At 51.8% G+C, this 12,867-nt stretch carries 13 protein-coding genes, 2 tRNA genes and 1 rRNA gene; 12 read left to right on the forward strand and 4 right to left on the reverse strand.

Features of this window, described 5'->3' with window-relative positions:
• The first annotated feature begins 4 nt into the window (after nucleotides 1–4).
• From rrf to dkgB, 3 genes are all read left to right on the forward strand, one after another.
• Nucleotides 5–120: ribosomal RNA gene (gene rrf / locus SOM82_RS04190) — 5S ribosomal RNA — on the forward strand.
• Nucleotides 121–175: 55 nt separating this feature from the next.
• Nucleotides 176–252 (forward strand) — tRNA-Asp (locus SOM82_RS04195).
• Between the two features lie 162 nt (nucleotides 253–414).
• Entirely contained in the window at nucleotides 415–1,218 is an 804-nt protein-coding gene (gene dkgB / locus SOM82_RS04200; protein WP_320460267.1) for a 2,5-didehydrogluconate reductase DkgB, read from the forward strand.
• A gap of 12 nt (nucleotides 1,219–1,230) precedes the next feature.
• Here dkgB and yafC read toward each other — a convergent pair whose 3' ends face one another.
• On the reverse strand, nucleotides 1,231–2,142 hold the full coding sequence (gene yafC / locus SOM82_RS04205) for a DNA-binding transcriptional regulator YafC (protein ID WP_320460266.1): 912 nt from the start codon (nucleotides 2,140–2,142) through the stop codon (nucleotides 1,231–1,233).
• A gap of 104 nt (nucleotides 2,143–2,246) precedes the next feature.
• On the opposite strand from yafC, the gene SOM82_RS04210 reads away from it, so the two are divergent.
• The 3 genes from SOM82_RS04210 (at nucleotide 2,247) to SOM82_RS04220 (ending at nucleotide 5,207) form a co-directional block, all read left to right on the forward strand.
• Entirely contained in the window at nucleotides 2,247–3,431 is a 1,185-nt protein-coding gene (locus tag SOM82_RS04210; protein ID WP_320460265.1) for an MFS transporter, read from the forward strand.
• A gap of 127 nt (nucleotides 3,432–3,558) precedes the next feature.
• Nucleotides 3,559–4,359, forward strand: a complete 801-nt coding sequence (locus SOM82_RS04215; protein ID WP_320460264.1) for an endonuclease/exonuclease/phosphatase family protein — start codon at nucleotides 3,559–3,561, stop codon at nucleotides 4,357–4,359.
• A gap of 77 nt (nucleotides 4,360–4,436) precedes the next feature.
• On the forward strand, nucleotides 4,437–5,207 hold the full coding sequence (locus tag SOM82_RS04220) for a class I SAM-dependent methyltransferase (protein WP_320460263.1): 771 nt from the start codon (nucleotides 4,437–4,439) through the stop codon (nucleotides 5,205–5,207).
• 57 nt (nucleotides 5,208–5,264) lie between these two features.
• On the opposite strand, the gene mltD is transcribed toward SOM82_RS04220, so the two are convergent.
• Both mltD and gloB read right to left on the reverse strand, forming a co-directional pair.
• Nucleotides 5,265–6,632, reverse strand: coding sequence for a murein transglycosylase D (gene mltD / locus SOM82_RS04225; protein WP_320460262.1), 1,368 nt, complete (start codon nucleotides 6,630–6,632; stop codon nucleotides 5,265–5,267).
• A gap of 71 nt (nucleotides 6,633–6,703) precedes the next feature.
• Entirely contained in the window at nucleotides 6,704–7,459 is a 756-nt protein-coding gene (gloB, locus tag SOM82_RS04230; RefSeq protein WP_320460261.1) for a hydroxyacylglutathione hydrolase, read from the reverse strand.
• 32 nt (nucleotides 7,460–7,491) lie between these two features.
• On the opposite strand from gloB, the gene SOM82_RS04235 reads away from it, so the two are divergent.
• Complete coding sequence (locus SOM82_RS04235; protein WP_320460260.1) at nucleotides 7,492–8,208, forward strand: class I SAM-dependent methyltransferase; 717 nt, start codon at nucleotides 7,492–7,494, stop codon at nucleotides 8,206–8,208.
• Here SOM82_RS04235 and rnhA read toward each other — a convergent pair whose 3' ends face one another.
• Nucleotides 8,209–8,676, reverse strand: a complete 468-nt coding sequence (gene rnhA / locus SOM82_RS04240; RefSeq protein WP_501083552.1) for a ribonuclease HI — start codon at nucleotides 8,674–8,676, stop codon at nucleotides 8,209–8,211.
• Nucleotides 8,677–8,740: 64 nt separating this feature from the next.
• On the opposite strand from rnhA, the gene dnaQ reads away from it, so the two are divergent.
• The 5 genes from dnaQ to SOM82_RS04265 all read left to right on the forward strand — a co-directional run bounded on the left by dnaQ (nucleotide 8,741) and on the right by SOM82_RS04265 (nucleotide 12,867).
• Nucleotides 8,741–9,469: a DNA polymerase III subunit epsilon gene (gene dnaQ / locus SOM82_RS04245; RefSeq protein ID WP_320460258.1), complete on the forward strand. Its 729-nt coding sequence runs from the start codon at nucleotides 8,741–8,743 to the stop codon at nucleotides 9,467–9,469.
• Nucleotides 9,470–9,599: 130 nt separating this feature from the next.
• Nucleotides 9,600–9,676 (forward strand) — tRNA-Asp (locus SOM82_RS04250).
• Between the two features lie 382 nt (nucleotides 9,677–10,058).
• Nucleotides 10,059–10,778: a FadR/GntR family transcriptional regulator gene (locus SOM82_RS04255; RefSeq protein ID WP_320460257.1), complete on the forward strand. Its 720-nt coding sequence runs from the start codon at nucleotides 10,059–10,061 to the stop codon at nucleotides 10,776–10,778.
• Nucleotides 10,775–11,788: an ABC transporter ATP-binding protein gene (locus tag SOM82_RS04260; protein WP_320460256.1), complete on the forward strand. Its 1,014-nt coding sequence runs from the start codon at nucleotides 10,775–10,777 to the stop codon at nucleotides 11,786–11,788. Before SOM82_RS04255 ends, SOM82_RS04260 begins: the two co-directional genes overlap by 4 nt.
• Complete coding sequence (locus tag SOM82_RS04265) at nucleotides 11,785–12,867, forward strand: ABC transporter ATP-binding protein (protein WP_320460255.1); 1,083 nt, start codon at nucleotides 11,785–11,787, stop codon at nucleotides 12,865–12,867. The genes SOM82_RS04260 and SOM82_RS04265 overlap by 4 nt, the downstream gene beginning before the upstream one ends.

Raw genomic sequence — 12,867 nt, forward strand, 5'->3', positions numbered from 1 at the left:
TTTGCCTGGCGGCTTTAGCGCGGTGGTCCCACCTGACCCCATGCCGAACTCAGAAGTGAAACGCCGTAGCGCCGATGGTAGTGTGGGGTCTCCCCATGTGAGAGTAGGGAACTGCCAGGCATCAAATTAAGTAGTAAACCGGTGCATTAATCCGGTGGTTACAGAAGTCTTCGGTGGAGCGGTAGTTCAGTCGGTTAGAATACCTGCCTGTCACGCAGGGGGTCGCGGGTTCGAGTCCCGTCCGTTCCGCCACTTATTAAGAGCCCTGAGCTAACGCTCAGGGCTTTTTCTTGTCCACAATTTAATTATTGCTATAAACGCAAAAATCCTCTGCATTTCTGCCTCTTTTTCAGCATACCAGTAACAAGCGATAATCCTCTCAGTTCATGAACACTATGATTAAAGAGGAAATAAATGACTATCCCTGCATTCGGTTTGGGCACGTTCCGCCTGAAAGACGACATCGTCATCGCATCTGTAAAAAACGCACTTGAGCTGGGCTATCGGGCTGTTGATACAGCACAAATCTATGGGAATGAAGTTGAAGTTGGTCAGGCCATTGAAGAAAGCGGTATCCCCCGCAGTGAATTATTTCTGACGACGAAAATCTGGATCGAAAATCTCAGCAAAGAGAAACTGATCCCAAGCCTGCAAGAAAGCCTGAAAAAATTGCGAACCGACTACGTTGATCTTACGTTGATCCATTGGCCTTCCCCCGCTGATAACATTCCTGTCGAAGAATTTATGCAGGCACTGCTTGAAGCGAAGAAGCAAGGTTTGACCCGTAATATTGGCATCTCAAACTTCACTATTCCATTGATGGAAAAGGCCATTGCTGCCATTGGAGCAGAAAATATTGCGACCAATCAGATCGAGCTTTCTCCTTATCTGCAAAATCGAAAAGTTGTCGATTGGGCAAAAGAGAAGGGCATTCACATCACGTCATATATGACGCTGGCATATGGTAAAGCGCTGAAAGATGACATCATTGTGGGCATTGCTGAAAAACACAGCGCCACGCCAGCGCAGGTTATTCTGGCATGGGCGATGGGAGAAGGTTATGCCGTTATTCCGTCGTCCACCAAACGCGAAAATCTGGCGAGCAATCTGCTGGCTTGTGATCTTGTGCTGGATGATGAGGATAAAAAAGCGATCGCTACACTTGAGTGCAACGATCGACTGGTCAGTCCGGAAGGTCTGGCACCTGAATGGGATTAACTTAATCCCTCTCTATTTCCCTGACAGCTCTTTCGGGAGCTGTTTTACATGTTCACTCAGAAAGTCGATAAAAGCGCGAATGCGCGTACTGACTGCACGGTCGCTGTAATACACTGCGCTAAATGGCATTTCTACGGGCAGGCGTTTGTCTGCCATCAATTCAACAAGCTCTCCGCGCGCTAATTCCTTATTAATCATATAGTCAGATAAACAGGCGATACCATTACCGCTAAGACAAAGCTGCTTTAGCGTCTCTCCGCTATTGGAGGACAGCCCACTGGTTATTTCATGCAACTGACCGTCATGACAAGCGACAGGCCAGGTATTCAGTGTTAGCGGCTCAGTGAATCCCAGGCAAAGATGCTGTTTTAGCTCTTCAACCGTCTCGGGTTTCCCGTAGCGGGCAATATACTCCGGTGAGGCGATGATCTTACGGTAGCTGGTAAACAGCGGACGGGCGCGCAGGCTGGAATCCGTGAGCGTCCCGGCACGGATCGCCACATCAACTTTCCGCTCAATCAGATTAATAAAAGTCTCAGATGAAACCAGCGACAGCGTCATCTCCGGATAGCGCTCACGGAAGGGCTTCACGAGCGGCATCAGAAAATGCAGTACAACGGGAGTGGCGGCATCAATTCGCAACAGTCCTCGCGGCGTGCTCCGCGTCTCCATGATTTCCGTCTCTGCTGCAGCCATCTCCTGAAGAATGGACTGTACGCGGCGAAAGTAGCGTTCACCTTCCTCCGTCAGGCTCAGCTGGCGGGTCGTACGGTTTAATAAACTTACCCCCAGTTTCATTTCCAGCTTTTTGACAGAACGACTGATTGCCGAGTTCGCCTGGCCCAACTGTTCTGCCGCCCTGCTAAAACTGCCGCTTTCCACCACGGCCACGAAGATTGCCAGCTCTTCTGACGTTGCTTTCATTATTGCACCATCCGCAAAATTCTATTGATACTTTGACCATTTTTGTTATTTAAACACTGGCGCATACTTCGTGTCATCTTAATCCTGATGATACGGAGTACATTATGCCGCTGGCGCTACTAGCCCTGACGATCAGTGCCTTTGCTATTGGCACAACCGAGTTTGTCATTGTAGGGCTTGTTCCTACAATCGCCGATCAACTTGCCATCTCGCTGCCTTCTGCGGGGATGCTGGTCTCTATATACGCACTGGGGGTTGCCATTGGAGCGCCTGTCCTGACCGCGCTGACAGGACGTTTTCCACGCAAGCAGCTTCTGCTTGCCTTAATGGTGCTTTTCACTGCCGGAAATATTCTGGCGTGGCAAGCCCCCGACTACACCACGCTGGTCGTGGCCCGACTGCTGACCGGGCTTGCCCATGGCGTCTTCTTCTCTATCGGCTCAACTATCGCGACGAGTCTGGTACCTAAAGAAAAAGCGGCTTCCGCCATCGCTATTATGTTCGGTGGCTTAACGGTGGCACTGGTGACCGGCGTTCCAATGGGGACCTTTATCGGTCAGCATTTTGGCTGGCGTGAAACTTTTCTGGCAGTATCTGTACTTGGGGTCATCGCGCTGTTTGCCAGTATGTTGCTTGTCCCTTCAAATATTCCGGGCAGGGCGAGCGCTTCCTTGAGCGATCAAATGAAAGTGTTAACCCATCCTCGCTTGTTGATCATCTACGCCGTAACGGCTTTGGGCTACGGTGGCGTCTTTACAGCCTTTACCTTTCTGGCACCAATGATGCAAGATTTGGCCGGTTTTTCGCCAGGTGCAGTGAGCTGGATCCTGCTGGGATACGGCGTATCGGTGGCAATAGGCAACATTTGGGGCGGTAAACTTGCAGATAAGCATGGTGCAGTACCGGCGCTGAAATTCATTTTCGCTGCTTTAGTGGTATTGCTGATGGTCTTCCAGTTCACCGCATCCGTTCAGTACGCTTCTTTAGCCACTATTCTGGTGATGGGGATCTTCGCATTTGGTAATGTCCCGGGCTTACAAGTCTACGTGGTGCAGAAAGCGGAGTTGTATACGCCAAACGCCGTTGATGTTGCTTCGGGTCTTAACATCGCAGCGTTTAATATTGGTATCGCACTCGGTTCGATAATCGGTGGTCAGACAGTTGAGCATTATGGTCTGGCGCAAACGCCCTGGATCGGGGCTGTCATTGTTCTGGCTGCATTCCTGCTGATTGGGCTGAGTGGACGTCTGGATAACACCGCTCGCGTCATGCTGGATAACTCCCAGTAAGCGCTTGCTTACAAAAACAGAACGCAGTTTATGAGTAATTGCGTTGAAAGTGTGACTTAAAATCCCTATAACATTAGAACCAGTCCGTTTTCCGGGCTGGTTCAAGTTATAGAGGCCGTATCCAAAAGTGCGAAAAAATACCTATGCTATGCGTTATATTGCCGGACAACCAGCGGAGAGAATTTTGCCTCCGGGTTCGTTTGCAAGCATTGGTCAGGCATTGCCTGCAGGCGTACCGTTAAGCAGCGATGAAAAAATCCGTGTACTGGTGTGGAACATCTTTAAGCAGCAGCGCGCAGAATGGTTATCCGTCCTGAAGAATTTTGGTAAGGATGCGCATCTGGTTTTATTGCAGGAAGCACAGACTACGCCAGAGCTGGTCAGGTTTGCGACCACCCACTATCTGGCTGCTGATCAGGTTCCAGCCTTTGTCTTACCCCAGCATCCCTCCGGCGTAATGACCTTGTCAGCGGCGCACCCGGTCTATTGTTGTCCGCTTCGCGAGCGGGAGCCGATTCTGCGTCTGGCAAAATCGGCGCTTGTCACTGTCTATCCCTTACCGGATACCCGCTTGCTGATGGTCGTTAACATTCATGCCGTGAACTTTAGCCTGGGCGTTGACGTATACAGTAAGCAATTACTTCCTATCGGCGATCAGATGGCCCATCACAGCGGCCCGATTATTATGGCCGGTGATTTCAATGCCTGGAGCCGCCCGCGTATGAACGCGCTCTACCGCTTTGCGCGCGAAATGTCCCTGCGCGAAGTTCGTTTTACTGATGACCAGCGGCGCAAAGCGTTTGGTCGTCCGCTCGATTTTGTCTTCTATCGGGGTTTGAACGTGCATGAAGCTTCAGTGCTCGTCACGCGTGCCTCCGATCATAACCCTCTACTAGTCGAATTCAGTCCCGGCAAACCTGATAAATAATGGTGTGTCAGGTCTGCCGTGGGGCAGACCTGTGCAGGCGCTGCCCTTTATTTTTCAATTAACCAAAGGACAGTACGATGACAACACAATCCCATCATGACAACGTCGAAAAACAGTTTGGCTCACAGGCAAAAGCTTATCTGACCAGTGCCGTACATGCGTCTGGTCGCGATCTGGAGCGTCTCAGTGAACGTCTGGCAGCATTTCCACAGGCACACGTTCTCGATATGGGATGTGGAGCAGGGCATGCCAGCTTTGTTGCTGCGCAGCACGTCGCGCAAGTGACGGCCTATGATTTATCCAGTCAGATGCTCGACGTAGTCACTCAGGCGGCACAAGACCGAGGGTTAAAAAATATGACCACTCGTCAGGGTTATGCTGAATCGCTGCCGTTTGCTGATGAATCTTTTGATATCGTCATTAGCCGCTACTCCGCTCATCACTGGCACGATGTGGCCCAGGCGCTGCGCGAGGTCAAACGCGTGCTGAAACCTGGCGGTATTTTTATCATCATGGATATTATGTCGCCCGGGAACCCGGTCCGCGATATCTGGCTGCAAACTGTTGAAGCCCTGCGTGACACCTCTCATGTACGCAATTACTCCAGCGGCGAGTGGTTTTCACTGATAACCGAGGCCGGTTTGATTTCCCGTTCATTAGTTACCGATCGCTTGTCTCTTGAATTCACCTCATGGATCGCGCGTATGCGTACTCCTGATGCATTAGCTCAGGCGATTCGCTTATATCAGGAGAGTGCCTCTGCGGAGGTGAAAGCATACTTTGAATTGCAGGAGGATGGATCGTTCACCAGCGATACGATCCTGGCGGAAGCGCAGAAAGCGGGTTAATTCAAAAATAAAAAAGGCACCGGGGGAATCGGTGCCTTTTTTAGTTGGATTGCGCTGTCAGGAGTCAGGCATATCGCTATTTTTTACAAACAGCGTTAGCTGATCGCCTGGTTGCAGATTGGCCGTATCATCATTCCAGCGCATCACATCTTTGATGTTCACACCGTGAGTTTTCGCGATACTGGAAAGCGAATCACCTTTGCGTACGCGATAGGTAATACTATCGCTGTTGCGAGCGAGACGCTGCGCACTGCTACCTGCGCCAATGGTCAGGTTCTGGCCCACTTTCAGATTCGAACCGCGCAGATTATTCCACTGCTGCAGATCTTTAGCATTGACGCCGAGGCGCGATGCAATACCGGAAAGCGTATCGCCTGAACGAACCTTGTAACTCCGGCTGCTGACAGATGAAGCATCAGCAACCAGCGTTGACTGAACCGCATCAATCTCACCTGAAGCCAGGGACGCCCGTAAGCGCGCCGCATTTTTCTGCGGAACGAGGACATACTGCGGTCCATTTGCGCCCAGCGTAGAACCCTTAATGCCTGCATTAAAGGTTTTCAGCTTTTTAACCGGAATACCCGTCATATCAGCAACCTGTTTCATTTCAACAGGGCTGCTGAGGCTAACTCTCGCCAGCGCACGACTTTCATCGGTCGTAGGCAATTTCACGCCATAACGTTTGCTATTTTTGAGAATATCGCTCAAAGCCAGCATTTTCGGCACGTAAAGCTTGGTTTCCTGTGGCAGTGAGAGCGACCAAAAATCAGTGGATTTACCACGTGCTTTATTCGCTTTCATTGCCTTCAGTACACGGCCTTCGCCGCTATTATACGCCGCGACCGTTAACAGCCAGTCGCCGTCAAACATCTTATTCAGACGTTGCATCATGTCGAGAGCGGCCGTCGTTGAAGCGACGACATCACGACGCGCATCGTAGCTGCGAGTCTGTTTCAATCCATAATTGCGCCCTGTGCTCGGAATGATCTGCCAAATGCCTGCGGCATTGGCGCCAGACGTTGCGTGCGGGTCAAAAGCGCTCTCCACTATGGGTAGTAGTACCAGTTCCATAGGCATGTTACGTTTCTTAACTTGCCCTGCTATCCAGTACATATACGGCTCTGCCCGTAAAGTTACATCGTGGAGATAGCTCTTATTACTTAAATACTTCTGTTTCTGTTCGCGAATCCGGGTGTTCTCCGGAATTCCCATCTTCAGCTCGTCGCTAATAGAGGCCCACAAGTCTTGATCCTGCGCGAATGATGTCCCATCGTCCATCCATCGCGCCTGACTTATAAACTTCCCTGCTTCCCCTTGACCAGCTGCAGAAAGGCTCTGTGCGTGCTGCTGAATGTCACCAGTGTTCTGAGACGACTGGCACCCCGCAAGCAGGACAGAGGCGAGTAATATCGCTTTTGCCTTCATGTGTGTGTCAATAGTTGCTTAAAAGACGAGCGATAATAACGGCGAATTTTTGAAAAGGCAACCCGCAATTGTCAGAAGTTATCTTTCTTTGCCCGTAACCATGCGAAACGTTCCTCAGATTGTTGCAAATTTGTTTCTTGGTTAATTTTATTAATTAAATCAATGTCATCTGTGCGCAAAAATAAATTTATTTTCCGCTCATTTTTCAGAATTACGGGCAATGTATTTTGTTTTTTTACCCGTAACTCATTAACTTTGTGGTAATAATCCTGAATGGCGGGATCCTCAGGAAGAATGCTCAGCGCAAACTTCATATTTTCTAATGTATACTCGTGCGCGCAACAAACGATAGTATCTTCCGGAAGTGCATTAATTTTCTGGAAGGATTGATACATCTGCGTTGGCGTTCCTTCGAACAATCTTCCGCAGCCGCCAGAGAACATCGTGTCACCGCAAAAAAGATAAGGGAAACTGTAGAAACAAATGTGTCCTGAAGTGTGACCCGGAGTAGCAAATACAGAAAATTCGTAACCTTGTATGAGGATTTTTTCGCCATCTTCGACTACCTGCGTTGTTCCCTTATTTTGTGTCTCTTGAGGCCCGTATACCACAAGATGGGGAAATTTCGCGTGCAGGGCAGGCACTCCGCCAACATGATCGTTATGATGGTGAGTGAGCAAAATGGCCTCTGGCTGCCAGCCATGCTCTTCAATCGCCTTCAGGACTGGCTCTGCTTCACCGGGGTCAACAATAATGCAGCGACCCGTATCGTCCGCCAAAACCCAGATGTAGTTGTCCTGAAACGCGGGAATACTGATAAGATTCATAAATTACCTCTCATAACGTAGCGGGTGTTTTGATGAAACCGGCAAGGATACCTCAGATTATCTCAGCACCAGAGCAGTGGAACCAGTTTCGCTGGGGCGAATACTATCGCGAGGCGCTTGAGCGTCAGCTTAAGCCCTGGTTCGCGAAAATGTACGGTTTTCATCTGCTTAAGATTGGCAACCTGAGTGCCGAAATCAACTCTGAAAGCTGCGCGATTTCCCATCAGGTGAATGTCTCTCTTAACGGGCATCCCCTTCAGGTTAAGGCCGATCCGCTTCATTTGCCATTCGCCGAAAAATCTGTCGATGCCTGTCTGATGGCGCATACGTTGCCCTGGTGCAGCGATCCTCACCGGTTGCTGCGTGAAGCCGATCGTGTGCTTATTGATGACGGCTGGCTGGTACTCAGTGGTTTCAACCCTATGAGCCTGATGGGATTACGTAAGCTGGTGCCGGTTTTACGCCGTATGCCGCCCTATAACAGCCGCATGTTTACCTTTACACGACAGCTCGACTGGCTTTCATTACTGAATTTTGAGGTGATGTACTACAGCGGATTTCAGGTTTTACCCTGGTCGGGGAAGGGTGGAAAAATGCTGACGACGCATCTGCCAGCACTGGGATGTATGCAAATCATCGTGGCGCGTAAGCGGACTGTACCCCTTACGCTTAACCCCATGAAACAAAGCAAATCGAAAGCGCGGATCCGTCAAACCGTTGGGGCGACGCGCCAATACCGCAAACCCTAATCAGGATTCAGGCTGATAACCCACATCGTCGTGGACAGGGTTCAATGCTGCCGCGCGCGCCAGTTCGTCGCAGCGCTCGTTTTCCGGATGTCCGGCATGACCTTTAACCCACTCCCATTTAATCGTGTGATGACTCAGGGCAGCGTCAAGGCGCTTCCAGAGATCGACATTCTTAACGGGTTTCTTATCTGCCGTCTTCCAGCCACGCTTTTTCCAGTTATGGATCCACTGGGTAATTCCCTGGCGGACATACTGGCTGTCGGTGCTAATGACCACATCGCAATCTTCTTTCAGGGCTTCCAGCGCGACGATCGCAGCCATTAGCTCCATGCGGTTGTTGGTGGTCAAACGATAACCTTCGTTAAAGGTTTTTTCATGCTCGCGATAACGTAAAATCGCGCCATAGCCACCCGGGCCTGGATTTCCAAGGCAAGACCCGTCGGTGAAAATTTCTACCTGCTTAGTCATCTCTGGTAGACTTCCTGTATTTGAAACGATCAGTAAAACGACGAGTCTGACATAAATGACCGATATGAGCACTGCAATTACACGACAGATCGTCCTCGATACCGAAACCACCGGTATGAACCAAATCGGCGCGCACTATGAAGGGCACAAGATTATTGAGATCGGTGCCGTTGAGGTTGTGAACCGCCGTCTTACCGGCAACAACTTCCATGTCTATCTCAAGCCCGATCGCCTGGTGGACCCGGAAGCATTTGGTGTTCATGGTATTGCCGACGAGTTTCTGTTGGATAAACCCACGTTTGCCGATGTGGCCGATGATTTCATCGAATACATCAGCGGGGCAGAACTGGTCATCCATAACGCATCGTTTGATATCGGCTTTATGGATTATGAATTCAGTAAGCTGAACCGCGGCATTCCGAAAACAAATACGTTCTGTAAAGTCACCGATAGTCTGGCGCTGGCGAGGAAAATGTTTCCCGGCAAGCGCAACAGCCTCGATGCGCTCTGCTCCCGTTACGAAATAGACAATACCAAGCGAACGCTACACGGCGCATTGCTCGATGCCCAGATTCTGGCTGATGTCTATCTGACCATGACCGGCGGTCAGACGTCGATGGCCTTCAGTACGGAGAGTGATTCACGCCAGCAGGACAGTACCGGAATTCAGCGTGTGGTGCGTCAGGCGAGTCGATTACGGGTGATTTTAGCCAGTGATGAAGAGGCCGCAGCCCATGAATCACGCCTGGATATCGTGCAGAAGAAAGGTGGAAGCTGCCTCTGGCGGGCATAAATCTCGACATAATGCGTTTAAATTCACCGGGTGGGTGAATTTTGCAGCAAATGATTCAAAAGTTGAGAAAAAGCGTTGACGGGATCGGAGGCAAACCGTAATATTCGCCTCGTTCTCAAGGGAACAATGCGGAGCGGTAGTTCAGTCGGTTAGAATACCTGCCTGTCACGCAGGGGGTCGCGGGTTCGAGTCCCGTCCGTTCCGCCACATTAGAAAGCCTGAATCAGCAATGATTCAGGCTTTCGTCATTTCAGCGCCTCCTTTTTCTTATCTCATTCCCGTCGTTGGTTAACAAAAAGTTAATATTCGTAGTGCATTAAATTAACAATTGCGCGTTTTTGGTGCGTCTTCTGCACCTTTATTGTGCGAATCACCTCTTTTCTCCCTCAGAAAACATTTTTGTTTGTAACAATCCTGTAAAAAATAATCCCCGTTTAATCATTAGCTTACTTACGATTTTCCAGAAAGTTCCTGAACCAATGATTTATTGGTTCGTAAATTGCTTATTCATAAGAGCAATAAGTCATCTTCTATATTGATAACTTATTGTTAATAAAAATAAAGCAATGATGACAGCAGGCGAACCAATATGGAAAAACCGTCACGGTTTCTGGCTAATTCCAGCACCGCGCTTGAGCAGTTGCGCGGTCTAATCAACCAGCATGAGTCAACACCAGGCATTCCGCTGCCCACTGAACGTGAGCTGTCGGAAACACTCGGCGTAGGGCGACGCGAAGTTCGTCGTGCGCTGGACGTGCTGGAGGAAGAGGGGCGTATCTGGCGCAAGCAAGGTAAAGGCACCTTTATTGGCCCTGCTGCGCCGGTTGAACCGCTGGCGCTTCAGGGGCTGGTACAGCAAACCAATTTGCTGGAAGTCATGGAAGCTCGTCTGCAGCTTGAACCGGGCTTAGCCCGTCTTGCGGCACTGCGTGCCACCAGGGAAAACCTCGCGCTGATGCAGCGCATGCTGGAACGCATCGACAAGGTCAGCCCGGATGACCGCGACCTCAATGAACTCTGGGATAGCGCCTTCCACCGCGCTATCGCAGAAGCGGCCGGTAATCGCCTGATGTTAGGCCTGTTTGATGCTATTGATGCGGTGCGTCGCGAACCCGGCTGGCAGCATCTGCGTGAGCAGGCGCGCACGCCTGAGCGTGTCGACAGCTACAACGATCATCATCATAAAATCATGACGGCGATCGTCCACCGCCAGCCCAACGAAGCAGCCGCCGCCATGCGCGAACACCTGCTCACTCTGCAAACTGCCCTGATTCAGGCCATCAACCTTGAGGATGATTCCCTGTTATGACGACAATCCCTTTTAAGGAGGCAGGGCCGGTACTCCGCCTGCACAATCTCAATGTGAAATTTGCCGGATCGCCGGTGAGCGTACTGGACGGGATCTCGCTCACCGTGAAATCCGGTGAAACGCTGGCGCTGGTGGGCGAATCCGGCTGCGGAAAAAGTATCACCTCCCTCGCGTTGATGGGACTACTGCCCAGCAGCGCGCAAATCGTGAGTGGTGAAATGCAGTTCCGCCGCCACGATCTGCGCAAACTGTCCCCGCGCGAATACGCCGATCTGCGCGGCAGTGAACTGGCGATGATTTTTCAGGAGCCGATGACCTCACTCAACCCGGCTTTCACGCTTGGCGATCAGCTCAGCGAAGCGGTTATTCGTCACCAGAAAATGTCGAAAGCACAAGCCATGAATGTGGCGCTGCAAATACTGGAAAAAGTACAAATCCCCGCTCCCGAAATGCGCCTGAAAGCCTATCCGCACCAGCTCTCCGGCGGGATGCGTCAGCGCGTCATGATTGCGATGGCATTGATTAACCATCCGCGGTTACTGATCGCCGATGAACCGACTACCGCACTGGATGTGACCATCCAGGCGCAAATTCTGACGTTGCTGAATACCTTAAAAGCCGAAACCGGCACAGCGGTGCTGATGATCACCCACGATCTGGGCGTGGTGGCGGAAGTCGCGCAGCAGGTGGCGGTGATGTATGCCGGACAGGTCGTAGAGCAGGGCAGCGTCGAGAGTATTTTTGCCGATCCGCAGCACCCCTACACCATCGGTCTGATGGGATCGATTCCGTCCCTCGGTGCACGCAAAGGTCAGCTATCGACCATTCCAGGCAGCGTGCCGCTACCCGAGTCGATGCCAAAGGGCTGTCGTTTTGCCACGCGCTGCCCGTTCGCACAAACCCGTTGCCACGATGAAAAACCTCAGCTTCACACGTTGGGCGTGGGGCATCAGGTTGCCTGTTTCCGCGTACCGCTTGAGCAACACATTGCGCTGGGAGAAATCGCATGACTACCCCCATTCTTGAAGCTCGTGACCTGAGCAAACTCTTCCCTGGCCCTAAAAAGCTCTTTACTCCGGCGCGTTTTGTTACGGCAGTCGACAGAGTGTCACTCGCGGTCATGCCTGGCGAAACGCTGGCCATTGTGGGGGAGTCGGGATCGGGTAAATCCACCCTTGGGCGCTTGCTGCTGCGTCTGCTGGCCGCCAGTGAAGGACGTGTGTTTTATCAGGGTGAAGAGATCACTCATGCGTCAGGTGCGCGTCTGAACCAGCTCCGCCGCGAACTGCAAATCATCTTTCAGGACCCGTTTGCGTCGCTCAACCCACGCATGACGGTGGAGCAGATCGTCGGTGAACCGCTGTGGTTACACCAGAACATGAAAAAGGCCGACCGCCAGTATCGCGTCGCAGAACTGCTGAAAACCGTCGGCCTGCCTGCGGCCTGGGCCGGACGCTATCCGCATGAGTTTTCCGGTGGTCAGCGTCAGCGCATCGGCATTGCGCGCGCGTTAGCCTCCGGGCCAAAACTGCTGCTGGGCGATGAACCCGTTTCGGCGCTGGATGTCTCCGTGCAGGCGCAGGTGGTCAACCTGCTCGAAAGCCTGAAGCACCAGCTGGGGCTGACAATGGTGATTGTCGCGCACGGTCTGGCGGTCATTCGCCACATGAGCGACCGTGTGGCGGTGATGTATCTCGGCCAGATTGTTGAGCTGGCTACGGTCGATGAAATCTTTGACGCGCCGCTGCACCCTTACACTCAGGCGCTGATTGCCTCCGCTCCGCAAATGCAGCCCGGCATGGCGCGCGACGCGCCTTTGCTTCAGGGAGATTTACCGAATCCGGCCAACCCACCGTCCGGGTGCCGTTTCCACACCCGTTGTCCGTACGTCACGGATGAATGTCGCCAGGTAGAACCGATCGATCAGGTTCTGGAGGGCGGACGCCAGGTCGCCTGCCATCGCTGGCAGGAAATTAACCGCGATCGCAGTGTTATTCAGATAGCACCGCCATCCGCCGCCTTTTTGCGCCGCCGCGCGCTGTTTGAACATGCGGCATCACTCTCGTCTCTTCCAGCAAGGAACTCATGA

The sequence above is a fragment of the Lelliottia sp. CFBP8978 genome (genome assembly GCF_034046055.2).
Lineage (GTDB): Bacteria > Pseudomonadota > Gammaproteobacteria > Enterobacterales > Enterobacteriaceae > Enterobacter.